This is a genomic window from Chryseobacterium sp. RU37D (genome assembly GCF_900156075.1).
Lineage (GTDB): Bacteria > Bacteroidota > Bacteroidia > Flavobacteriales > Weeksellaceae > Chryseobacterium.
This window is the reverse complement of record NZ_FTMM01000008.1, coordinates 27,670-51,098: the sequence shown is the minus strand read 5'-3', so window position 1 is coordinate 51,098 and position 23,429 is coordinate 27,670. Positions and strand designations below refer to the sequence as shown.

Here is a 23,429-nt window from a genome sequence, read left to right as displayed (position 1 = left end):
GTGTTATTTTTCTACTTCCTTTTTCATTAAGCTTAATAGACCAATAATGTATTGATCATAATACGTGTCAAAATTAGTTATTTTATTTTTCTCAAGTTCTTTTTTTAAAACAGACTCACTGGTGCGATAAGAATATCCATCTGCATTCCAAAGAACAATACCGTCTACATGCTTATTATTATACTTTGCGTTTGAAATAGCTGCTATATATGTTCTAAAATCCGAATCATTTATTTTTTGATTTCCAATGCTTGCATTGGAAGGATGGTAGCGTGACATTACAAAAGGACACACTTTTTTATTATAAATATTAGCGATTCTTATCATTTCTTTTGCATTTTCTTCAATATATTCTTCATTTTCCATACTAAAGCTTACATGATTATAGAAAATATAAATGGATGGAAACAATATATCGCTTTTTCTAATTATCGGATCAAGTTTTTTGTATTGGTCATAAAACTTTTTATCTCTTCCCCAATATGTTGTATAAGGAATGCCATAATATCCCCATTTTACATTTGGTCTTTGTTTTTTAACAAAATCAAGGACATCCAGAAAAAGTTTAATGCTTCTTTTATAATTATCTGTAGTGATATCTTCTTTAAGATAGTCTATATAAGGCACTTCTATATCAATGTAGGCAATCCCGGAGGCGTTTGGATCGGGGTAAGCTCTTTCCAGTTCTTTTATAAGAAGATCTTTACTGAATGTAAAAGGAGCTTTTTTATCTATAAACTGGCCGTCGTTTACGAATTGTACAAACTGTATTTTCTCATGATTAATAAAGTCTGTAAAAGTTTTAGATTTATTATCCGAGCAAATTAATATTTGAGGTGAATTCTGAATACCTGCAATTTCTGTTGATACAAAATTTTGTTTTTGTTCATTTCCCGCACAGGTAAGCAACAGTACGGTTGAAAGCACTATGAATAATTTTGCTATCATATCAATTTAGTTTTAAAATGTCACAATATAGGTCTAAATATTCCTGAAAACGGTTATTTTTATTAAATTTCAATTCTGCTCTCTTCCTGCATTCTTTTGTATAAAATTGTTTACCGTTTTTTTTGATTTCCTGAATAGCATCTAATAATCCCTGTACATTTCCTTTTTCTACTACAATTCCTGTATTTTCATCAATTGCTTCCGGTGCCCCACCCGTCTTAAAAGTGATAACCGGAGTTCCGCAAGACTGTGCCTCCAAATTTGTAGTAGGGAATGTGTCTTCAAGAGTAGGATTTACAAAAACATTTGCCACCGAATAGAATTCTGCCAATTCTTTAATATTTTCTGTCCTTTTGACTCCTATTATATTGGAAGGCAATTTTTTAATTTGTTCATCATTCAAACCTATTAAAATTATTTGATAATCATCTGATATATTTTTCGAAAGTTCAACAAAATATTTCAAACCTTTCCTCTCGCTCCACGGGCTGGCTACACCAAGGATTACAAATTTGTTTTTTAGGTTATATTTCTCTTTTATAGATTCGGCATTTTGAGGTGCAAACTTTTCAATATCAATTCCATTATGAATAGTATGTACTCTGAAATTTTTCAAAAAAGATTCTTTTACCTGATCACCAATCCAATTGGAAACAGGAACTATTGTAAGATTTTCTACAGAGTTGAAAATCCTTTTTTTATCTCTGAAATTGCGGGTAGACTGATCTATATACGATTGCGGATAATCATGAGTCTGTGGACATTTAAAGCATTCTGTTTTCCATTTGTGGCAGTCTACAAATTCATAATAGGCACAATGTCCGGTAAAAGACCAACAATCATGAAATGTCCAAACGATTGGTTTATTGAATTCTGATAAAAAATTAAACAAAATTTCAATATTTACAAAATATCCGTGCAAGTGCTGAAGCTGGATAAGATCAGGATTGATTTCCTTAATTGTTTTAATAAGCTTTTTGGTTGCGGCTACAGATCCGAATCCATGCCGATCCGTAAGCCTGGTTTTGAGTCCATGGCTTATTAAGCTGGTCTTATTTCCTATAAGTATAACATTGGATTTACTGGGATTATGATCTCTTCCGTAAGCGATATAGCTTTCCCACCCGTTATCAATTATCTTTTCACCAATGTGCTCTGCGATTCTGCCTACAGAACCACTGTTTACCTCACTTGATATTTGAAAAATTTTAATCATTATATGTCCTGCTACTAGCCTTTTAATCTTCTAATGTTCTTCTGGCTATAATTTCGTAGTCTAAAAACTCTTTTGCTGTCTTTTCTGCTCCCTTTTTCATGAGATCTATTTTTTCAGGTGTCTGAATTAATTCTAATAAAATTTTCGCAAAATATTCTTCATTAATGTCCTGAGCATCTACTTTAATTAAATTATTATTCCGGTTCAGGTAAGACATATCCTGTCCGCCGAAATCTCCGGCAATAAGTGGAAGATGCATCCCTATTGACTGTTGCCAAAGTACAGACTGACTGCATGGGAAAAGTGCAATATCGGATGCAGCCATCAGTTCATACGTTGTATGACTGTCAATCCAACCGGTAAAGTGAACATTATATCCTTCAGCATTTTTTTTCATTTGCTCATAATACACTTCGTCATTTACATCTCCTTTACCAAAAACTATTAAATGTACTTTTTGTAAATTCAGTCTTTTAACGGCATCTACAGCCAGGTGAATTCTTTTTAGCTGATTTATTTTTCCGCCTGTAATTATTACAATATCTTCTTTTTTAATACCAAACTGATTTCTAATATCTGAAATATTAGTGTTCTGCCTTGCTTCATTGCATTTCGCATAATCGCAACCTAAAGGTAACAGTTCTATGCTGTCATAAGGTACATCATAAACTTCATTTAGAAACATTGTACTTCCGGGTACAATAGAATATATTTTATGTAAATATTTTTTATATCTGTTAAAAAATGGTTTTCTGATAAGTTTGTGTAAAATATTTAAGGATATCCAATTTTTTGCAGAATTTGTATAATCTGCATGATAATCCATTATAATTTTACATTCAGGGAATTTCTTTTGATACTCTACAGCTTCTTTTAAATTCAAATGAATATCATGTGCAAAGATCAAGTCCGGTTTTTCTTCTACAAGAATCTCATATACTCCTGAATGTTTTCTTAATTTATTTAAAAAATTCAAACTATATGCCAACCTGATTATTTTTGCCCCGTGGTAATCTTCTATTTTCTTTTTTTTGGAAGGATCATATTTTTCGTGAGTATAATCAAAGACATTTTCAAAAGTTGATGTAATAACTACCACTTCATGACCTAATCTCCTATAATTTTCAGTAAGAAGATTTTCCTGGTAGGTATAACCTAAGCCAAAAAAATCCTGCAACATCACAATTTTTTTTCTATTTTTTTCCATTTTTTTTACTGAGGTTTATTGATAAAGAAAGAACGGGCCATATAAGCAAATAATTAACAATAGATCCTGCAGATATTGATCCTACGGTATCCATCAAAAGAATACCTCCCAAAAAGCTGTAAGCAAAAACTTTTAAGACTTTTGTCCCAATTATTATATTTACTATAAAGATAACTATTGAAAGTAGTCCTCCAACAATTCCCATTGCCATAAATGATTCTAAAATTATATTATGGGGGTATGCATTACCCATGGAAGTTTCGATAGCATCTCCGAAAAAAGGATGGTCTAAGAACTGATTCCAGGCCGATTTCAAAAGCATAGCTCTAAACTGATCATTTTCGTTTGCTGTAAACCCTGTTTCCCCGATCCTTTGAAACACCAGTTTTGAGGCTTCAAAATAACTTGGAAATAAGTTAAGCAGCACAATACCTACAATGAAAGCAAGAACTACATATTTCAGCCTTACCTGTCTTATATGAACAAAAGTGTATAACGAAATAATGACAATTAATTGTATTAAAGGTCCTCTTGATCCGGCAACAAAAATATTATATAATCCCAGGAGCATTCCTATGATAAATACAATACTCAGGAGGTTTTTTTTATATTTTAGTAATGATATAAAACAGATAAAAAATAAAATGGTAGAAGTCTTCCCAAAAGAAACAGTATTTAAGCTACTATTACCGTCGGCTCTTATCAGAATATCATCCGGTACGATCTGTGGGGCTGTAATATTATTATAAAGTCCCCAAATATTGACAATAAATAAAATTACCAAAATATAATTTTTCACTGTCAGCAAGGTTTTCTCTGAAAATTGAGTAGTACAAGCAAACATTGACACTATAATCAATACTGAAAATGACCAGTAGTCATTAATAGGGGCAAGTATATTTTTTGTAGTTAGCGCCGTATCATAAAAAAGCCGCAGGAGATATAAAAACCAAAAAAAGAACAACAAGTAATGTATTTTCGTTAACTGCATTCTGTTTTTTAATACTACGAATATCCCGGAAACAAGCACCACAACTCTTAAAGCAATACTTACAGGCCTGGATTCTATTCCCAATAAATCAGGAAAAAAGGATATAAGCTCATAGCCGTAAAGCATAAGGGTAAGAAAAAATACTTGTAAACTATTAGGCTTTTCTACTTGCATTCTTTGATAAATTATTGGTAAAATATAAAAAAATTAAACTTGACAAGACAGAAACAATCGTATATAAAATCAATGACAAATAATAACTTTTATCAAGGTAGTATCCCAAAAATATTGATATAAATACAAATAGTGCATTGATGATCTGCAGTCTCATCAGTATTTTTTGTTTTTCAAAAACATAAAATAGCGTATTCAATGGAGCTGATAAAAACTCAAAAAATAAAGCTACAGATAATATTCTTGCAAAATATCCTGCAATTTCCCATTTTTCTCCAAATACAAGTGAAAACAATTTCGGAGAAACAGCAAATACCAACAAATAAATGGGAAATGAGATTATTAATAATTTTTTTAAAGTAGACTGGTATAAATGTATACAATTTCCAGTTTCTCTTATTTCATCAATTGCATCGTTCCTGAAAACATTTCCTACTGATGATGTAATCACAATATTAGGCAGCCTTATCATTCTATTGGCCATCGAAAAGAAACCAACAATAGTCGTATTATATAAAGCCGAAAAAAGAATCGGAATAAACTGTTGACAGGCTGTAAGTGATAAATCCGAAAGAATCATATATCTTGGAAACGCCTTGTATTCCTTACCTACCTTCAGCATTTTATTATCAAAAAAAGATAAATGGCTCAAAAGTTCTTTATCCGTTAAAAGTAAATATAAACTGGAAATTATAATTCCTAATATTAGGGATAATATTAATCCTCCTTCATAATTAATGACACCAAAAAACAAACTGAAAACACTTGTTCCTATTACTTGAATCGCATTAGCTAAAGTAATTTTTGTGTATTTTTTATCCCGCTGGTTCCAATATCCCAAAGCAGAATACAATGCCCCGAAAAAAATATAGACAGGTGCCAAATAAACCTGTTTATTATTAAGAAAACCAGTATTATCCTGTAAATGGATAATATCTTTGAGAACAAAAATCAATACAAAATACAGCAATGAAACAATAAAGCCAATACATAGAATAAGTTTAAATATATTGGAAGCTTTAATATTTTCTTTTGGTAATCCCAAAGCCAGCTCATATCTTCCGGTGGATAATACCGCAAAGAAAATGGCAAAACTGCTAAAAACAGATAAAAGCCCAAAAGCCTCTACCGAATAGAGACGGCTCAAAAAAGGAGATGTCGCTATTACGATCAGCTGGCTAATGATAGTTCCGCTGGATAGAATAGCAACATTTTGTAAAAATAAATTAGATTTTACTCTATTAATTATGTCTTTAAAACCCAAAACTATTTAAACAATTTTTCGTTCATAATTTTTTTCTTATTCAGCGCTACAGAAATTTCTTCAGCAGGACTTCCAATAACGGTCTGTCCGTTTTCAACATCTTTTACCACAACTGCTGATAGACCAATAGTCACATCACTTCCAACCTTTTTCTGATTCAAAATAGATGAAGATGGAGCGACCCATGTATTTTCACCTATTTCTACACTCCCGGCTACCATTGCATTGGCGATAACGAGGCTGTTTTTACCAATTTTTACGCCATGCGCAATATGCACAAGATTATCTACTTTCACATTTTCCATTAAAACTGTACTTCCCAATACAGCACGATCTATACATGTATTGTTACCAACTTCAACATTATTTCCTATGATTACATTTCCAATATGCGGAATAAAAACAAATTGCCCCGTTTCATCTTTTTCATATCCGAAACCCACTCCGCCAATTGTATTATTTGCTCCGATAATCACATTCTCACCAATTATGGTATCTTTTTTTATTGTTGTATGGTGATCTATTACAGTATGATCGCCTATTGTGCAATTGTCTTCTATTACAGTATATTCTCCAATGTAAACGTTCTTTCCGATACTTACATTTTCACCAATAATTGCAGTTTTAGAAATTCCTATTTTTTTCTTAGGCATAAAAAACTCAGAAAGTGCCTTTTGGAAAGCCAGTCGGGGATTTTCAAAGATCAAATAGGTACAGTCGGGATTAATAAAATCATCAGAAAGGCTGCTGCTACATATGACAACACCTTTTTTAACTTCTTTTAATTTTTCGCTAAACTTTGCAGAAACCCACATCAATACATCATCCCTGTCATTGTTCAGGTCAAGCTGAATGGCATTAATAATTTCTCTATCAATATTTCCTATAACCTTTTCAGGATTTAGTCTTTCTATAATTTCTGAAAGTGCTATCATTGCTTTATTTATTTTATTGAAAACCTCACAACTTCAAAAGTCTCCGCGTATTTCACTCCAAACTGTACCCCTCTTGCCACAGCTAGTGAACGAATAAAATCTGCGCTCAGATAATCTCTAAATCCTTGAGATTTATATTCTTTCAAAGCATCGATTTTCCTGTTAATATGTTCCTCATTTAAAGATACATAACTTTGGGTATTAAAAGAAAGATTATTCCATATAAGCTCATAGCTAAAGATAGACTTTGTCTTAAATGCTCTGATACCTTCATTGGCAATAGTAAAGTGATCCTGATGTATATCGTTGATACTTGGGATCAATACCAGATCTATATCAAAATGTTCTCTTTTAAACCTGATTAATTCTTCTAAAATTTCCTGTCTGGCATAATTAAGTTTTCTTACCTGATAATTAAAAATAATAACATTTTCTTCTTTTATGCCAAGTACTTTTGTAGCAGCTTTTACTTCGGTTTTCAAAATATCTTTAGGAAATCCTACGGGAACAGATTCTTCGGCAGTTGAAAAGGCCATATAAAAAACTTCAGCACCTTCATCAACTAATTTCGAAATAAAGCCTCCTGCTCCTAGCTCTCCATCATCTGTATGAGGAGCCAATACTAAAACTTTTTTAAAGCCCATAAGTGTCATTTTTTTTCAATCCATAAATCCTCTCAATAATATCCACCACCTTCAGCCCTTCCAGAGCATTTGTAGTAATCGTATTTCTTCCCTTCAGAACATCGACAACATTTTCAATGATATAATGATGATTTGCAGCAGAACCTTTATATGCCCCGTAATCATTTCCAGGGTTTGTCGGTGCCAATTCCGGCATTATATAGTCTTTGATATTACAAACCTCCACTTTATCCATATACTGTCCGCCAATTTTCACGGCTCCATTTTCTGCAATGATGGTCATTGAGCTTTCAAGATTTTGGTTCCAGACAGAAGTCGAATAATTTAAAGATCCCATTCCGCCTTCTACAAAATCAAAATTTACAAAACCGGAATCCTCAAAGTCTGTAAGATCTTTATGATTAAAATCTGCAAACTTCGCCTGAATATTCGTAATATCACCAAATAGCCAATACATAATATCTATAAAATGAGAAAACTGTGTAAACAAAGTCCCTCCATCAAGCTCCTGTTTCCCGTGCCAAGATTCAGGTTTATAATACCTGTCGTCACGGTTCCAGTAGCAATTAAGCTGAACCATATATATTTCTCCTAATTTGCCACTTTCCACCATCTCTTTGATCCATACAGAAGGTGGAGAATAGCGGTTCTGCATTACAGCAAAAACCTGTTTATGCTTATGCAAGGCTTGGAAAATTAATTTTTCGGCATGTTGTTTATTTAATGCCATCGGTTTTTCCACCACCACATGCTTTCCGGCAGAAATCACTTTATATGCCTGTTCAAAATGGAAACCGTTGGGTGAAGCAATGTTTATAACATCTACCTCAATCCCCGAGTTTAAAAAATCATCTAATGATTTAAAAAACGGTATATTATAGCTCTCGATTCCTAAGACCGATTTATCTTTTACATCTACTAAGGCTACAAGCTCACATTCAGAATTTCTGGACACCATTTCAGCGTGTCTTTTTCCAATGTGTCCGCAACCAATAACAGCAAATTTTATTTTTTCAGACATTTGTATTTTAAATTTTAGAAACTTTATTATTTTCCAATTTATATTTTCCACCGCTTTCTTCACACACCGCAAATCCTTCAGCATCAAAGTTCAGACGATGGCCAAATTCACTCATCCATCCCGTTTGTCTTGCAGGATTCCCTACTACAAGTGCATAATCCGGAACTTCTTTTGTCACGACTGCACCTGCTCCGATAAATGCATATTTTCCGATATTATGACCACAAACGATCGTTGCATTGGCGCCAATAGAAGCCCCTTTACCAACGTGAGTTTTCAGATATTCATTCTTTCGGTTAACAGCACTTCTGGGGTTAATTACATTGGTAAAAACCATTGAAGGACCAAGAAAAACATCATCATCACAAGTAACTCCTTCATATATCGAAACATTATTCTGAACCTTTACATTTTTCCCTAAAATTACCTTAGGTGAAATGACAACATTCTGACCGATATTACATTTTTCTCCCAAAACACAATTCGGCATGATATGGGAAAAGTGCCAAATTTTGGTTCCTGCTCCTATCTCACAACCTTCATCGATAACAGCTGTTTCGTGTGCAAAAAAATCCGACATAGTTTTCTTTATTTTTGATTATTAGTTAAAAAAGTTTTTAATTTCAGAAATTATATAATCTGAAACTTCCTGATTAAATTCCGTATGAATAGGAAGAGAAATTACTTCTGAACACAGTTTTTCAGTAACAGGAAGACTATAGCTCTCTTCCACATATTTCTGAAAAGCCTCCTGTTTGTACAACGGAAGCGGATAATAAACCATACTCGGAATATTTTTTTCTGCAAGGTACTTTTGCAGCTCGTCTCTTTTTCCGTTTTTTACTTTTAAAGTATACTGGTGGAAAACGTGAGTAGAATTTTTTGCTCTTTGAGGAATCTGAATTTCAGCTATATCTTTAAGGTTTTCATCATAATAGACTGCCATTGTATTTCTTGCTGCTGAATACTGATCAAGATTTTTTAGTTTAACCTTTAAAATTGCAGCTTGAATGGTATCCAGTCTTGAATTGCAGCCTAAAACTTTATGATAATATTTTTTCTCCTGTCCGTGGTTGGCAATCATTCTTATTTTTGAAGCTAGATCATCGTCGTTCGTCATTAAAGCTCCACCATCACCATAGCATCCGAGATTTTTAGATGGGAAAAAAGAAGTACATCCGATATGTCCTACCGTTCCCGTTTTTTTTGAAGTACCATCTGTAAACGTATAGTCTGAGCCAATAGCTTGGGCATTATCTTCAATAACAAATAAATTATGTTTTTCTGCAAATTCAAGGATTTTTTCCATGTCTGCGCTTTGCCCGTACAAATGCACTGGTACAATTGCTTTAGTCTTTGGAGTAATATAGTTTTCTAAACCTTCAAGTGCAATATCAAAAGTGTTTTCATTAACATCCACCATAATCGGTTTTAATCCTAAAAGTCCGATTACTTCAGCAGTAGCAACGTAGGTAAATGCAGGACAGATAATTTCATCACCGGGCTTTAAATCCAAAGCCATCATGGCGATCTGTAAAGCATCTGTTCCGTTTGCACATGGAATTACATGTTTTACATTTAAATACTTTTCGAATTCCTGTTGAAATTCTTTCACTGCAGGACCATTGATAAATGCAGTAGTATCGATACATTCCTGAATTCCTGTGTTTATTTCATCCCTTATTTTTTCGTATTGACTTTTTAAGTCAACCATCTGAACTTTCATACAGTTTGTTTTATCCTAGTGTTTTTTTATATAATTAGCGTTCTATCAGTTCACTTATCTTATTTCCGATAGAAAGACAGGAAGTTGCAGCCGGTGAAGGTGCATTTCTTACGTGAATGATATTACCGTTTTTCACAATGTCAAAATCATCAATTAAAGCCCCGTTTTTGTCGCAGGCCTGTGCCCGAACTCCAGCACCTCCGGTTACTAGATCACATTCCTGAATTTCAGGTAAAAGTTTCTGCAATGCTTTAGTAAAGGCAGATTTTGATAAAGAACGATGCATCTCTCCTAATCCTGTTTTACCATATTTTGCTACAATTTTCCTAAAACCCGGCCACAAAAGAGTCTGCATGGTTTCATTAAAATCGAAATCAAAAAATTCATATCCTTCCTTTCTAAAAGCCAGAACAGCATTAGGTCCGGCTTCAATATTCCCGTCTATCATTCTTGTGAAATGAACTCCCAGAAATGGAAAATTCGGATCCGGAACAGGATAGATAAGGTGATTTACAAGATGTTTTTTTTCATCTTTAATTTTATAATATTCGCCTCGGAAAGGGATAATGATGACATCATTCTTCTCGTTGGTCATCTTAGTAACCCTGTCGGAATAAAGTCCGGCACAGGAAACCAATTTTTTTGTTTTAAATTCTGAAGTATTGGTTGCAACGATAATTTCGGAATTTTTATTAATAATGTTTTTAACCTCATTATTAAACCTTACTTCACCTCCTAGTTCTTCAAAAAGTTCCTTAATCTTTTTTGCAACTCTCGGATAATCTATAATTCCTGTTTGAGGAACTTTGATGGCTTTTACGCCCTCACAATGAGGTTCAATTTCACGAAATTCTTCTCTGGAAAGATATTTCAGATCCTGAAGACCATTTTCTATTCCTCTTTTATAGATATTGTCTAAAAGCGGTAATTCTTCCTGCGAAGTTGCTACAATAATTTTCCCACAAAGATCGTATCGAATTCCATATTCCTTAGCAAAATTGATGACCGAATTATATCCTTCAATACAATTTTTCGCCTTTAAACTTCCTGGTTTATAATAAATTCCACTATGAATCACACCACTATTGTGTCCCGACTGATGTACTGCAACATCATTCTCTTTTTCTAAAATTAAAATCTTAGAATCGGGATTTTTAAGCTTTGTCTGATACGCTGTAGCCAATCCGACTAAACCTGCACCAACAATGATGATATCATAGTTCATTTCTTGTATTTATAATCTTGCATCTACTAAATTTCTGTCCAGACAAGCTTTGGTATCGAATACCACAGCATTATCTTTCTTCAACTGATCAAGATCCATCTGAAGGAATTCGTTGTGAGAAACAGCGATAATTACAGAATCATATTTTTTTCCTTCAATTAAAGTATCCAAAATATTAATTCCATATTCATGCTTCACCTCATCTTTGCTTGCCCAAGGATCATAGATATCTACATTTACACCATAATCTTTAAGTTCTGTATAAATATCTACAACTTTAGTATTTCTTACATCCGGACAATTTTCTTTAAACGTTACCCCTAAAATAAGCGTTTCTGAATCTTTAATAATACCTCCTTTTGCAATAAGGAGCTTTACTACTTTAGAAGCAATAAACTTTGCAATAGAGTCATTTACACGACGTCCCGATAGGATAACATCAGGGTGATATCCTAATTGTTCTGCCTTATGAGCCAAATAATACGGATCAACGGAAATACAGTGACCGCCAACTAATCCCGGTCTGTATTTCAGGAAGTTGTATTTTGTTCCTGCTGCTTCCAAAACGTCATTGGTATCAATTCCTATTCTGTCGAAAATTAATGCCAATTCGTTGACAAAGGAAATGTTAACGTCACGTTGTGCATTTTCGATCGCTTTTGAAGCTTCAGCCACTTTAAGACTTGATGCCTTGTGAGTTCCAGCAGTAATAATCTTTTTATAAAGATTGTCCACTTCTTCTGCAATTTCTTCTGTAGAACCGGAAGTTACTTTTTTAACACTTGTAAGGGTATTCACTTTATCTCCCGGATTAATTCTTTCCGGAGAATATCCTACAAAGAAATCTTCATTATATTTTAAACCTGAAAATTTTTCAAGAACAGGTACACATTCTTCTTCGGTACAGCCAGGAAAAACTGTAGATTCATAAATAACAATATCTCCTTTTTTAATGATCCCTCCCAGCATTTTTGAAGCAGAAATCAGGGGATTAAGATCCGGCGCATTGTATTTGTCGATTGGGGTGGGAACCGTTACAATATAGACATTAGATACTGCAATATCAGATAGCTGGCTAGTTGCTCTGTACCCAATAGTTCCATTTGTTTCATTGTATTTTTTTAAGCCGTTATTCAGCTTTTCTATATCCGCTTCCAAAGTGATATCATGTCCTGCATTAAGCTGATCCACTCGCTGAACATTAATATCAAATCCTAACACAGGATAATGATTAGCAAATTCCAAAGACAGTGGCAGACCTACATAGCCTTGTCCGATAACAGCTATTTTATATGTTTTCATCATTAGCTAAGTTTATTTTTAATTTTTTCAAACCATGTTTGTTCATGGTGATTGTTGTATCCGTAACCGTATTTGTTGCTGTATCCTAAATTCTCTCTGTTTACGTCATTTAGAACAAAGCCAACTTTTTTAATTTTATTTTGATCAATATTAGTATTAGCAAATTCCAGTAAAGCTTTTTCTGTGTATTTGGATCTTGCCACGTAGATCGTAATATCTGCCATTTCTGCGATCAGGAATGTATCGGTAACAAGAAGCAATGGAGCTGTATCCAGAATGATATAATCGTATTTTGCTTTCAATTCCTCCAGAAGTGCTTCATAACGCCCGTTGGAAAGTAATTCTGTAGGATTTGGAGGAATCATTCCCGAATATATTACATCCAGATTTGGATTGAACGAAGAAACATGAATAACATCTTCAAGCTTAGTATGATCCGAGTAAAGATATTCTGTAAGACCGGCCAGACCTTTTCTTGAAGGATTATATCTCTGTAACTGTGGGTTTCTGATATCTGAACCGATAATAATTGCTCTTTTCTTAGGATTTGCCAATGTTAAAGCCAAATTCACAGAAGTAAAAGTTTTCCCTTCCCCTTTTACAGTTGAAGTTACAAAAACAACTTTTCCTTTTTTATCCTTTGGAAGCATAAAATTCATATTGGTAATAAGAATCCTGAATGCTTCTGCCATTGGAGTAACATCATTTACTTTCACAATTTCAGAATCTCCTTTTTCAAGGCTTGGTAATTCTGCAATAATTGGAGCGTGAACGAGTTTTTCTAAATCGTGTTTTGTTTCAATTTTATTGTTCAGTAATTCTTTTAGATAAATGATAAGGAAGGGTATTAATAAGCCTAAAAAGAATGCCGCTAAAAGAATAGCATTACTTTTGGGAGACACAGGAGCATCTAATGCATATGCCTTGTCAATAACTCTTGCTTTTGGAGCTGTAATAGACTGAGCGATCGCCGTTTCTTCCCTTTTCTGTAATAAAAGAAGATATAAATTTTCCTTGATCTGTTGCTGTCTTTCAATACTTCTGAACATTTTTTCAATAGCAGGAATCTTCGAAATTTTTCCGGCAACTTTGTTTTGTTCTCCCAGATATTCATTTCTTGCCAGTTCCAATCCTGTTCTATTTCTTTGAAGGCTCTGCATTATGGAAGTCCTCATTGAATTGATCTGTTTAGAAATATCAACAACAGTGGGGTTTTCCGGAGTAGCGGATTCAAGGAATCTGTTTCTTTGTAATATTAGTTGGTTATACGTAGAGATTCCCGCAGTTGCTTCAGGATTATTTAACCCTACATTTGCTGGCAATACCTGATACTGTCCTTGATTGGAGACAAATCCTATTAAAGAATTCGTAAGTTCCAACTGAGCATCTACTTCCAGCTGTTTAGCTCTTGCTGCTGCAGAACTTTCCAAATCAATTTTTGCTTCTGTCTCAAGATCAGTAAGATTATTTTTAGATTTGAAACTTTCTTTCTGATTTTCTACATCACCCAGCTCTCCTGAAAGTTTTTTAATTCTATCTTCAATAAAATTAAGTGTTTTATTGGATTCTGAATTTTTATCTAAAATAGCTTCATTATTATATACTACTACAAGGCTATTTAAAATATCCTGAGCTTTTGTAATCTGCGGATATTTCAGTGCCAAATTAAGTACAGTAGCATCCTTATTGATAAGACTGACATTGAGAAGCCCCTGTAGACTATTTACTTTAGAGTCTATTGATGAAATATCTAATTCTAAATTTTTATAATCTAATCCTTTTATAATATTGGCATTAAAATCCTTATTTTTAATAATGATTATATTTGCAAATGGAAGGCTTATAGTTTTATTATAGGTAGAAACAATTTCCCTCGGTAATTTACTCGATTTTAAAACAAGTTTTTCCCCATCTATTGTCAGTTGTATCTTTCCTCCTGAGCCTGGATTGCTTTGCTTTTCGGATATTACTTTTACCTCTATTGGTGACGTTTCTTTGTATAGCTCCACAGTAGAAACTCTACCTTTTGCAATAATACTGGTTTGGAGGTTCTGATTGACCACAACCTCTCTCATCAGTTTTTTAGACTTAAGAATTTCAATTTCGTTAGCGATGCTATTGGTCTTCATTCCACCGAAACTCGATAAGTCAGGTAAAACCCCCAAATCATTCGAAACCGGTGATGATGAGTTTTTAGCATCTTTGATCAATACAGTAGTTTGTACCTGATAAACCGGCATCATAAATTTCAATGCTATATATCCTATTATTACAGTCAATATAGCACTAAGAATAAACCAAGGCCATCTTCTTAAATACGGCTTTATAGTTTCATTAAGATCAATAGTATTCGGATTATGATTGGTTTCTGAATGTTGCGGAGAAAGTTGACTGTCCATTAATTTGTTATTTCTTGAATAAACTTACGACTACGGCGATAGCTGTAATACCGATTGAGATTGCAGTTAAATAAAGTCCTGTATTGGGATTCTGTTTTGCCGAGAGATCCTTTGTATTATTGGATGCAACAATAATAGCATCACCCTGTTTTAGGTTGTAATATGGAGAATTGATAAGATTGGCATCATGTAAGTTCACTTTGCCATGAGTAACCTGTCCGTTTTCCGTTCTTATAATTAAAATATCATCCCTTTTTCCGTACATTGTAAGATCACCGGCAAGACCAAGGGCGTTCAAAATGGTCCCCTGCCCGTTGGCAATAGTATAATCCCCTTGTCTGTTCACCTCGCCCAGAACTGTTACTTTGAAGTTTACAAGTCTTACATTAACGGTAGGGTTAATGATATACTTCGTCATTTTGTTTCTGAGCTCATCTTTGAATTCAACTAATGTTTTATTGGAAGTATTTAGTTTCCCGATTACAGGAAAATCTATATCACCATTGGAATCTACAATATAAGTAGGCCCGGAAACGGTTACCATTCCTTGATTAGGAGTATTCCCACCGGCAATGGAATTCGTCTGAACAACTTCTGATGAAGAATAGTTTTGATTGAATGGCTTTACCACATCCATATCTTTTGCGGTAATTAAAATTACCAGCTGGTCTCCGGATTGGATCGTATTATTCGAATTTTTGGCAGATGCGTCAATAGCTACCTTTTCTATATTCTGCATATAGTTCAGATCATTCTGCCCTTTAGGGTTAGTTTTACAGGAAACTAATAAAAAAGCTGATATTATTACCAGTACTTTAGCTTTCATCATATTTAAAAATTGTACAAATATACATTTATATTTTTTCTATTTATCCAGTACCTCGTAGATAGAATTATTGCTTCTAAATTCAGGTACAATTACTTTCAGCAGCTTTACCACTTCCACCTTTTCTCGCCTTAAAGAAGCTTTTATAATTGAGTTTACCAGCGTTTCAACTTCCTGAAACTCCATAGACGGATCCTTTGAGATCATAATTTTCTCATTGTGGGTAGGCAGCGTTTTGGCATCATCACTCAACAGTTCTTCATATAGCTTTTCACCGGGTCTAAGACCGGTATATACTATTTTAATATCAATATTGGGCTCAAAGCCTGAAAGTTTTATCATTCTTGTTGCAAGATCGAGGATTTTAACAGGCTCTCCCATATCAAATACGAAAATTTCTCCACCCTGCCCCATTGTCCCGGCCTGCAATACAAGCTCACATGCTTCAGGAATGGTCATGAAATACCTTACAATATCAGGATGGGTAATCGTTACCGGCCCCCCCGCTTCAATTTGTTTTTTGAAATGAGGAATTACCGAACCATTGGATCCTAAGACGTTTCCAAATCTTGTCGTAATAAATTTCGTTGTGTTTCCTTCTACATTCTGCAGCGACTGTACGAATAATTCTGCGGCCCTTTTCGAGGCACCCATTACATTGGTAGGATTTACAGCTTTATCTGTGGAAACCATTACAAACCTGTTTACATGATATTTGCTGGAAAGTGTAGCAATGATTTTTGAGCCTAAAACATTCACCAAAATTCCTTCGTGCGGATTTTCTTCAACCAAAGGTACATGCTTGTAGGCCGCAGCATGATAAACCATGGAAAAATTATACATTTGAAATAAAGGTTCTATTCTATGTCTGTTTGAGACATCCGCCAATACAAATTTGAACCTGATCTGAGGGAATTTTTCTTTCATCTCAAGCTCAATATCATATAAAGGAGTTTCTGCCTGATCCAATACAACGATAAGAGAAGGGTTAAATTGTGCTACCTGCTGTACAATTTCGCTCCCGATAGATCCTGCCCCTCCCGTTACGAGAATATTTTTATTGAAGTGCCTGCTTTTGACATCTTCATTTTCAATTTTAATAGGTTTTCTATTTAAAAGGTCTTCGATCTGTAAATTCCTGATTGACCCTCCCAGATCACTGTCTCTAAGCTTCTGAACAGACGGAGCCTTAAAAATATTAAGATCTTTTTCTAAAAATAAATTTACCCAGGAATTCATCTCGTCTTTAGACATCATTTCTTTAACAATGATAACTCCGTCAATGACAAGCTCTTCCTTTGTATTTTTTTCAATCTTTTCTTTTTCAAATATGGGTTTTCCTAATAAAGAAGCCCTTTTGGAATCTGTTCTTTGAGTAAGGAATCCTACAACATGATAAGGCAGGCTCGGATTATCCAAAATTGCTCTTGCTATGGCAATAGACTGCTCATCAATACCTAATACCAGAATTCTTTTTTTCAGAGTACTTCTCCTGTATTCTCTTACAATATGGAAAAATTCTTTTACATATAATCTGAATAGAAACAATCCCATGAAGGAAATAATAAAATAAAGAATCAGATATGGTGTAAGGATGAATTTTCCGCCTGTAATCCAAAAGTAAACAATATTAATAGCCCCTACTACGAACATTGTACAGAAGCAGGATACCAGCAATTTGAAGAGGTCTATAAAAGTAGAATGCCTAATAATTCCTGCATAAGTTTTGAAAATATACATGAATATTACATTCGTAAAAATAATAGATGCAAACACAACACTTTTATCATCATGATAAATGAAATCTTTTTGGCTGATCTTTTCTATGATATAAGCAGAAAGAAATAAAGATATCACCAGAATGATAATATCTATTACAAGGATTATCCATCTGGGAAGATATCTTACATCTGAGAGATTAACAACATTATCCCCTCTAAATATTTTTTTCCTAAGAGAATTATACATTGTCTTTCTTTGCTTTCATATATAATAAGGTATAAAACCTGCTCTTCATTAAACTAATATTGATAGTTATGCAAAATTATAATAAAATTTCATCCATCCTTTAAATTAAAAAATAATTAATCTATAAAAGTAGATAAAATTTCGGTAATTCTATCCTTACACTTGTTAGTCAAATTACTTCCTGATGGAAGGCACAAACCACTTTCAAAAAGTATACCACAAATATCACTTCCGAAAATCTAAACCCCTATATAAAGGCTGTAGATGCATCGGTTTCCATAAATATCTGGTTTTCTATATTGTTTTCCAAAAAGTAGTTCTGGCAACCTCATTTGGAAAAGATTGACTATCAATTAAAATGGTATTAAGCCCGTAATTGGAATAAAAGTCTTCATGGAGAGCTGAGAACAAGGTAATCCCTTCTATATCTTTTATTATTTCTTGATAAAAATCATGATTTTCTCTCCTTTGCCTAATTCTTTCCTCGAGCACTTCCATCTGTCTCCTTCCGATTCCTGATAAGACATTGCTCAAGCGATAATTGTACCACACCTCCGAATGGCTATATTAATCTTTGGCTTCCTTTGCCCGGGTAGCTAAAATAAAGCCTGAGAGCCAGATTTTCTGTTCTTTCAATCCCGTGTGTGTTTATCATTTATGTCTGGTCAAAAATATCATTTATTTTCTCATATTCAAAGCCTCTGCTCATTAAATATTTTATACTTTTTGATTTTCTTTGATATTCTTTCAATCCTTTCTGCTTTGAGTAATAATCTTCGTAAATTTTGCGAATCGTTTTTTCGTAATCATTTTCATCAATTTCGTCAAAAGATTTGTTGATCAGCTTTTCTGAAATCTGTTTTTGCTTCAGATGCATCCTGATTTTATTCCTTCCCCAGTGTTTTATGTAAAATTTGCCACGGATATAGCTTTTTGTAAACCTTTCCTCATTAAGATAATTTTCCTTTAAAAGGTAAAGCATGATCTCCTCTTTTGCTTCATCAATTAAAAGAAACTCTTTCATTTTCTGCTCTACTTCTGCATGGCACCGGTCCTGATAAACACAATAGTTAACCAGCTTCAATTTTATTTCATCAAAAGTGAAAGATTTTTTTTCCATTTTTTAGATTAAACTTTTCCTGTTTAAAATTAGCTTAAATAAATTCAATAAAAAAGAATGAGCAAGCACCCATTCTTTATATTTTTAATATGAATAAATATTAATAGTTAAATAAAGCCTTACCTTCCATTAATTCATTTACTTTTTTTCTTACGGAAGCAATCACTTCTTCATTCTTGATATTGTCCACCACTTCAGAAATAAATCCTGCAATGATATCCATATCATTTTCTTTCAAGCCTCTTGTTGTGATCGCAGCAGTTCCTAATCTGATTCCCGAAGTGGTAAATGGAGATTTATCATCAAAAGGAACCATATTTTTATTACATGTAATATCGGCCAATACTAAAGCTTTTTCAGTTTCTTTACCATTTACATTTTTATTTCTAAGGTCTACCAGCATCAGGTGATTGTCTGTACCCCCACTTACGATGTGAAACCCTCTGTCGATCATTGCTTTAGCTAAAGCCTGAGCATTAGACCTAACCTGTTTTGCGTAAACTTCAAACTTAGTATCCAAAGCTTCACCGAAGGCTACTGCCTTACCTGCGATCACGTGCTCCAGCGGGCCTCCTTGAATCCCTGGAAAAACGGCTCCATCAAGAACTTGGCTCATCATTTTGATCTCCCCTTTCGGAGTTTTGTGGCCGTATGTATTTACGAAATCTTTCCCCATCATGATCATTCCTCCTCTTGGACCTCTTAAAGTTTTGTGAGTAGTCGTTGTTACAACATGACATTGTTCGAATGGATTATTCAACAATCCTTTTGCGACCAAACCTGCAGGGTGGGCAATATCCGCCCAAAGAGTAGCCCCGATCTCATCGGCAATTTCTCTGAATTTAGCATAATCCAAATCTCTTGAATAGGCCGAGAAACCGGCGATCATCATTTTGGGTCTTTCTCTCAAAGCCACCTCTCTCATCTGGTTGTAATCGATAAGGCCTGTTTCTTTTTCTACACCGTAAGAAACCACTTCATACTGAATTCCTGAAAAATTCACTGCTGAACCATGTGTAAGGTGGCCTCCCATAGAAAGATCCATTCCCATGATCTTGTCACCCGGCTTCAAAACAGCAAGGTAAATTGCAGCATTTGCCTGCGAACCGGAATGAGGCTGGACATTTACGTAATCAACCCCAAAAAGCTCCTTTGCCCTGTTAATAGCAAATGTTTCAACCTCATCTACTACTTCACAACCTCCGTAATATCTTTTTCCGGGATATCCTTCGGCATATTTGTTCGTCAATACACTTCCCATTGCTTTCATCACGTTTTCAGAAACGAAATTTTCTGACGCAATAAGTTCTAGTCCATGAGATTGTCTTTGTCTTTCTTTTTCAATCAGGTCGAAAATAATGTCCATTTTACTTTTAGTTTTGAAATTTTTCACCCCAAAAATACGAAATTTTCAGTGAGAATTCAGTTTTGATAAAAATGATTTCAAGAACTAAAAATATCAGATTGTTCAATTATATATTTTCTCTGATAAATTTTTCACAATAATTTTTAATTTCTTTCCGAACATTTCTAAACTGCCGATCTATTTCTTCCTGTTTTCCCGTTGCTTTTGCAGGATCCTGAAAATTATGATGAAAAACTTTTGCTTTTGTAGGAAAATACGGGCAGTTTTCTCTGGCATTATCACAAACCGTAATCACAAAATCAAAATCTATATTTTTATATTCATCTATATTATTAGAAGTATGACGGGAAATATCGATGCCGTCTTCTTTCATTGTGGCAATAGCTTTGGGATTTACTCCATGGGTTTCAATTCCTGCACTGTAAACTTCAGCCTTATTTTGTGCGAAATATCGTAAATAACCTTCTGCAATCTGGCTCCTGCAGCTGTTTCCTGTACAAAGCACTAGTATTTTCTTTTCCATATTCTAAACAAATAACCAAATGATATTGATAATGCAGAATTTAGGATCAAATCCGAAAACCAACTGCAGAACAATAACAGAGGTGATAACTATAATGAATTTCTTATATTTAATTAATCGACTTTTCACTATTAGCAGCAACCAGAATTCGGAGTACAGCAGTTTTCCTGGCTTTTTGACGATTCGTTTAAGCTCAGCTTTTGTTTCTGGGGCGGTATTCCGCAGGAATCCTGAGCAAGGCATGCCGTTAATTTATTCTTTAAAATAAAATGCTCCCCGCTAAATTCCAGATCATATTTCCCAATGGTATTGTCTTGGTATTCAACTTCAATTTCAAAATCTCCTATCTCTAATTTTTCTTCGGAAAGCTGAATGATATGTAAGAGCTTACTCGGTTTTAACCGATGCTCAAAATCGTTGGCATTCCAGAGCTGAAAATTCACTTTTTCTTCTTTTCTGATAATCCCACCGCAATCAATAAAATTCTTGGTAACCATTCCTATTTCAGTAACATGGAAGTGTTCCGGAACAAATTTCCCGTTTTCTACTTCGAACACCACATTATCCAGTGTCGGAAGGATACTTTTAATTTCGGATAGTTTCATAATTAATTATTTTAATTGTTATATAGTAATATTACGATAATAAATAGTAAATTTTTAACAGCAATTCCCCTTCTTTACTGATGTAATTACATTTGAAAAATATTCATTCAAACCTTCAAAAGCACTTTCATCGATGCAGTAGCAGATAGAATTTCCTTCAATATTTCCTTTAATCAGTCCGGCATTTTTTAATTCTTTCAAATGTTGGGAAACAGTCGGCTGAGCAAGTGGAAGCTCATTTACAATATCCCCGCATATACATTCGTTCACTTTCAACAGATATTCAATAATGGCAATTCTTGCGGGATGTCCCAATGCTTTTGCAATGGTTGCGATTTTATTTTGCCGCTCCGTAAAAAAATCAGTTTTGGTAGCTCCCATTTTTTAAATATCTATCGCAATATTACGATAATAAATTCTTATAAAAAAATTATTTCAAAAAAATCACAGAAAATACAGAATGCTGAACAGCTGAATTGTACATTAGGGAATGACGGAAAATTCTATTTTCATCCCAATGCAGCTCATATTCCGAATTGATTAGAGAATATTGAAGGATGAATTTTGCAAGGATAAAAGGAGAAGGATCAGATTGCTTTTTTCATGGATCTGTTCTTTAAATAAATTTAAATCATAAATAAACGTTAATCAACAACACTGGTTTAGATTCTTACGGAATGATTAATTGAAAAAAATCCCGGAAAAAATTCCCGGGACTGACAGTTTGAAATTTATAATGTTAGTTTACTATTTTTTTTCTTTTTCTTTTAGCTCTTCCTTGTCCTTGTCAGATGGATTCCAAACTTTGACTTCAGAATTTTTGTCAATTCCTGATCCCGGAAGGATCTGAACATTGATTCCGTCACTTGCACCCAACTTCACATATACTTTCTTAAATTTTCCGTCTTTTTGTTTTACTTCAACAAAAGGGCTGTCTTTTCCGTTCTTTTTCTCATATTGAATTAATGATTCATCCAATAAGAGGGCGTTTTTCTCAGATTTTAAAACAATTTCCCCGTTGGCAGAAAATCCGGCTCTGATGTATTCGTTGTTTGGGTTGTAAACATCACCTTCTACAGGGAATTTGATGGTTCCGTTATTGTCTTTCCCTTTTGGAGCGATCATTGTAAGCTTTCCGGGGAAAGTTTTATTCTGAAGCGCGCCGATTACAACATTCATGCTCATTCCTTGGGTAAGTTTCCCGGCTTGTGCTTCATCTATTTCTCCCTGGAAGATCAGTGAATTAAGGTCTGCAATAGAGCAGATTGTGGTTCCCGCATTGAAAGAGTTGGCTTCAATTACCTGACTTCCGACTTTCACCGGCACTTCAAGAACAGTCCCTGAAGCCTTAGAACGAATCTGAGTCGTCGCTAAACCCTGCAGTTCAGGAGTAGCTCCTGTTTTTGCAATCTGTAAAACTTTTTGCGCTGTCGCCAATTGTTGATTAGCATTTTTCAGTGCCTGCTGCTGAGTAAATAATTGCTGCTGAGAGTTCAGGTATTCTTGTTTTGAGATAACCCCCTGCTTATATAATTTTTCCTGCATGGCATACTGGCTGCGCATATTTTCAACATTCATTTTGGCATTGCTGATCTGCAGCTGTGCGTTCTGAACACTCTGTTGCGCATTGTTCACTTCTGCAATATTCGGGACGATTCTTACGGTTGCAATCAGCTGTCCTGCAGTCACTTTATCACCTTCATCCACTAAAATCTTGTCGATGATCCCCGCTATGTTTGGTTTGATTTCGATTTCTTCTTTTGGAATAATTTTTCCTGTTGCCATCACTTTATCCTCCATATTCTGTACGGTCGGTTTTCTGGTAAGGAAAGCCTCGCTCTTTTTAGAATTGGACTTTACCAGATACCCGATCCCCGAGAATAACGCCACTGCAAATAAAAGCCCCAAGACAATGTAAATAGCTTTTTTCCAAGTGAATTTCTTTTTCATATGTATAGTTTATTTTTTA

21 protein-coding genes and 1 pseudogene are annotated in these 23,429 nt (G+C 34.2%); all 22 read right to left on the bottom strand.

All coding sequences use genetic code 11. The features are described from left to right. Positions 1 to 3: 3 nt before the first annotated feature. Positions 4 to 948: a hypothetical protein gene (locus tag BW926_RS05605; protein ID WP_076445002.1), complete on the bottom strand. Its 945-nt coding sequence runs from the start codon at positions 946 to 948 to the stop codon at positions 4 to 6. A gap of 1 nt (position 949) precedes the next feature. Further along, on the bottom strand, positions 950 to 2,164 hold the full coding sequence (locus BW926_RS05600) for a glycosyltransferase family 4 protein (protein ID WP_179077983.1): 1,215 nt from the start codon (positions 2,162 to 2,164) through the stop codon (positions 950 to 952). Positions 2,165 to 2,186: 22 nt separating this feature from the next. After that, entirely contained in the window at positions 2,187 to 3,371 is a 1,185-nt protein-coding gene (locus tag BW926_RS05595; RefSeq protein WP_076445000.1) for a glycosyltransferase family 4 protein, read from the bottom strand. Further along, positions 3,358 to 4,536 (bottom strand): O-antigen ligase family protein, encoded by a 1,179-nt coding sequence (locus tag BW926_RS05590; protein WP_076444998.1) that lies wholly within the window; start codon positions 4,534 to 4,536, stop codon positions 3,358 to 3,360. Before BW926_RS05590 ends, BW926_RS05595 begins: the two co-directional genes overlap by 14 nt. Beyond that, complete coding sequence (locus BW926_RS05585; protein ID WP_076444996.1) at positions 4,517 to 5,800, bottom strand: lipopolysaccharide biosynthesis protein; 1,284 nt, start codon at positions 5,798 to 5,800, stop codon at positions 4,517 to 4,519. The genes BW926_RS05590 and BW926_RS05585 overlap by 20 nt, the downstream gene beginning before the upstream one ends. 2 nt (positions 5,801 to 5,802) lie before the next feature. Continuing rightward, positions 5,803 to 6,735, bottom strand: coding sequence for a UDP-3-O-(3-hydroxymyristoyl)glucosamine N-acyltransferase (locus BW926_RS05580; protein WP_076444994.1), 933 nt, complete (start codon positions 6,733 to 6,735; stop codon positions 5,803 to 5,805). An 8-nt stretch (positions 6,736 to 6,743) separates the two neighbouring features. Further along, entirely contained in the window at positions 6,744 to 7,379 is a 636-nt protein-coding gene (locus BW926_RS05575) for a PIG-L deacetylase family protein (RefSeq protein WP_143756503.1), read from the bottom strand. Further along, positions 7,369 to 8,400, bottom strand: a complete 1,032-nt coding sequence (locus BW926_RS05570; RefSeq protein WP_076445137.1) for a Gfo/Idh/MocA family protein — start codon at positions 8,398 to 8,400, stop codon at positions 7,369 to 7,371. The genes BW926_RS05575 and BW926_RS05570 overlap by 11 nt, the downstream gene beginning before the upstream one ends. Before the next feature lie 7 nt (positions 8,401 to 8,407). Continuing rightward, positions 8,408 to 8,980, bottom strand: a complete 573-nt coding sequence (locus BW926_RS05565; protein WP_076444990.1) for an acyltransferase — start codon at positions 8,978 to 8,980, stop codon at positions 8,408 to 8,410. A gap of 21 nt (positions 8,981 to 9,001) precedes the next feature. Next, complete coding sequence (locus BW926_RS05560; RefSeq protein WP_076444988.1) at positions 9,002 to 10,126, bottom strand: DegT/DnrJ/EryC1/StrS family aminotransferase; 1,125 nt, start codon at positions 10,124 to 10,126, stop codon at positions 9,002 to 9,004. Positions 10,127 to 10,160: 34 nt separating this feature from the next. Next, positions 10,161 to 11,351: an L-2-hydroxyglutarate oxidase gene (lhgO, locus tag BW926_RS05555; RefSeq protein WP_076444986.1), complete on the bottom strand. Its 1,191-nt coding sequence runs from the start codon at positions 11,349 to 11,351 to the stop codon at positions 10,161 to 10,163. A gap of 9 nt (positions 11,352 to 11,360) precedes the next feature. Then, the gene (locus BW926_RS05550; protein ID WP_076444984.1) at positions 11,361 to 12,656 is read right to left on the bottom strand and encodes a nucleotide sugar dehydrogenase; all 1,296 of its coding nucleotides are present in this window, start codon (positions 12,654 to 12,656) and stop codon (positions 11,361 to 11,363) included. Then, on the bottom strand, positions 12,656 to 15,052 hold the full coding sequence (locus tag BW926_RS05545; protein ID WP_076444982.1) for a GumC family protein: 2,397 nt from the start codon (positions 15,050 to 15,052) through the stop codon (positions 12,656 to 12,658). Before BW926_RS05545 ends, BW926_RS05550 begins: the two co-directional genes overlap by 1 nt. A 7-nt stretch (positions 15,053 to 15,059) precedes the next feature. Then, positions 15,060 to 15,881 (bottom strand): polysaccharide biosynthesis/export family protein, encoded by an 822-nt coding sequence (locus tag BW926_RS05540; protein WP_228403403.1) that lies wholly within the window; start codon positions 15,879 to 15,881, stop codon positions 15,060 to 15,062. 36 nt (positions 15,882 to 15,917) lie between these two features. Continuing rightward, on the bottom strand, positions 15,918 to 17,846 hold the full coding sequence (locus BW926_RS05535) for a polysaccharide biosynthesis protein (protein ID WP_076444978.1): 1,929 nt from the start codon (positions 17,844 to 17,846) through the stop codon (positions 15,918 to 15,920). Positions 17,847 to 18,140: 294 nt separating this feature from the next. Continuing rightward, a pseudogene (locus BW926_RS14730) lies at positions 18,141 to 18,401 on the bottom strand (DegT/DnrJ/EryC1/StrS family aminotransferase); the annotation flags it as partial. Between the two features lie 100 nt (positions 18,402 to 18,501). Then, entirely contained in the window at positions 18,502 to 18,966 is a 465-nt protein-coding gene (locus tag BW926_RS05525) for a regulatory protein RecX (protein ID WP_083672269.1), read from the bottom strand. Between the two features lie 100 nt (positions 18,967 to 19,066). Next, complete coding sequence (gene glyA, locus BW926_RS05520; RefSeq protein ID WP_076444974.1) at positions 19,067 to 20,332, bottom strand: serine hydroxymethyltransferase; 1,266 nt, start codon at positions 20,330 to 20,332, stop codon at positions 19,067 to 19,069. A 106-nt stretch (positions 20,333 to 20,438) separates the two neighbouring features. Then, a complete protein-coding gene (locus tag BW926_RS05515; RefSeq protein WP_076444971.1) occupies positions 20,439 to 20,855 on the bottom strand; it encodes an arsenate reductase ArsC in 417 nt (138 codons plus the stop codon). A 131-nt stretch (positions 20,856 to 20,986) separates the two neighbouring features. Then, on the bottom strand, positions 20,987 to 21,460 hold the full coding sequence (locus BW926_RS05510; RefSeq protein ID WP_076444969.1) for a DUF6428 family protein: 474 nt from the start codon (positions 21,458 to 21,460) through the stop codon (positions 20,987 to 20,989). A gap of 54 nt (positions 21,461 to 21,514) precedes the next feature. After that, positions 21,515 to 21,841, bottom strand: a complete 327-nt coding sequence (locus BW926_RS05505; RefSeq protein WP_076444967.1) for an ArsR/SmtB family transcription factor — start codon at positions 21,839 to 21,841, stop codon at positions 21,515 to 21,517. Between the two features lie 366 nt (positions 21,842 to 22,207). Further along, positions 22,208 to 23,410 carry an efflux RND transporter periplasmic adaptor subunit gene (locus tag BW926_RS05500; RefSeq protein ID WP_076444965.1) on the bottom strand — a complete coding sequence of 401 codons (1,203 nt, stop codon included), beginning with the start codon at positions 23,408 to 23,410 and terminating at the stop codon, positions 22,208 to 22,210. Between the last annotated feature and the right edge of the window lie 19 nt (positions 23,411 to 23,429).

What these genes read in the sequence shown, in the direction of transcription:
- lhgO (WP_076444986.1), bottom strand. Translation starts at nt 11,351, where the DNA reads ATGAACTATGATATCATCATTGTTGGTGCAGGTTTAGTCGGATTGGCT.
- glyA (WP_076444974.1), bottom strand. Translation starts at nt 20,332, where the DNA reads ATGGACATTATTTTCGACCTGATTGAAAAAGAAAGACAAAGACAATCT.
- BW926_RS05515 (WP_076444971.1), bottom strand. Translation starts at nt 20,855, where the DNA reads ATGGAAAAGAAAATACTAGTGCTTTGTACAGGAAACAGCTGCAGGAGC.
- BW926_RS05535 (WP_076444978.1), bottom strand. Translation starts at nt 17,846, where the DNA reads ATGTATAATTCTCTTAGGAAAAAAATATTTAGAGGGGATAATGTTGTT.
- BW926_RS05510 (WP_076444969.1), bottom strand. Translation starts at nt 21,460, where the DNA reads ATGAAACTATCCGAAATTAAAAGTATCCTTCCGACACTGGATAATGTG.
- BW926_RS05570 (WP_076445137.1), bottom strand. Translation starts at nt 8,400, where the DNA reads ATGTCTGAAAAAATAAAATTTGCTGTTATTGGTTGCGGACACATTGGA.
- BW926_RS05580 (WP_076444994.1), bottom strand. Translation starts at nt 6,735, where the DNA reads ATGATAGCACTTTCAGAAATTATAGAAAGACTAAATCCTGAAAAGGTT.
- BW926_RS05505 (WP_076444967.1), bottom strand. Translation starts at nt 21,841, where the DNA reads ATGGGAGCTACCAAAACTGATTTTTTTACGGAGCGGCAAAATAAAATC.
- BW926_RS05500 (WP_076444965.1), bottom strand. Translation starts at nt 23,410, where the DNA reads ATGAAAAAGAAATTCACTTGGAAAAAAGCTATTTACATTGTCTTGGGG.
- BW926_RS05545 (WP_076444982.1), bottom strand. Translation starts at nt 15,052, where the DNA reads ATGGACAGTCAACTTTCTCCGCAACATTCAGAAACCAATCATAATCCG.
- BW926_RS05560 (WP_076444988.1), bottom strand. Translation starts at nt 10,126, where the DNA reads ATGAAAGTTCAGATGGTTGACTTAAAAAGTCAATACGAAAAAATAAGG.
- BW926_RS05565 (WP_076444990.1), bottom strand. Translation starts at nt 8,980, where the DNA reads ATGTCGGATTTTTTTGCACACGAAACAGCTGTTATCGATGAAGGTTGT.
- BW926_RS05605 (WP_076445002.1), bottom strand. Translation starts at nt 948, where the DNA reads ATGATAGCAAAATTATTCATAGTGCTTTCAACCGTACTGTTGCTTACC.
- BW926_RS05575 (WP_143756503.1), bottom strand. Translation starts at nt 7,379, where the DNA reads ATGGGCTTTAAAAAAGTTTTAGTATTGGCTCCTCATACAGATGATGGA.
- BW926_RS05590 (WP_076444998.1), bottom strand. Translation starts at nt 4,536, where the DNA reads ATGCAAGTAGAAAAGCCTAATAGTTTACAAGTATTTTTTCTTACCCTT.
- BW926_RS05540 (WP_228403403.1), bottom strand. Translation starts at nt 15,881, where the DNA reads ATGATGAAAGCTAAAGTACTGGTAATAATATCAGCTTTTTTATTAGTT.
- BW926_RS05550 (WP_076444984.1), bottom strand. Translation starts at nt 12,656, where the DNA reads ATGATGAAAACATATAAAATAGCTGTTATCGGACAAGGCTATGTAGGT.
- BW926_RS05525 (WP_083672269.1), bottom strand. Translation starts at nt 18,966, where the DNA reads ATGGAAAAAAAATCTTTCACTTTTGATGAAATAAAATTGAAGCTGGTT.
- BW926_RS05600 (WP_179077983.1), bottom strand. Translation starts at nt 2,164, where the DNA reads ATGATTAAAATTTTTCAAATATCAAGTGAGGTAAACAGTGGTTCTGTA.
- BW926_RS05595 (WP_076445000.1), bottom strand. Translation starts at nt 3,371, where the DNA reads ATGGAAAAAAATAGAAAAAAAATTGTGATGTTGCAGGATTTTTTTGGC.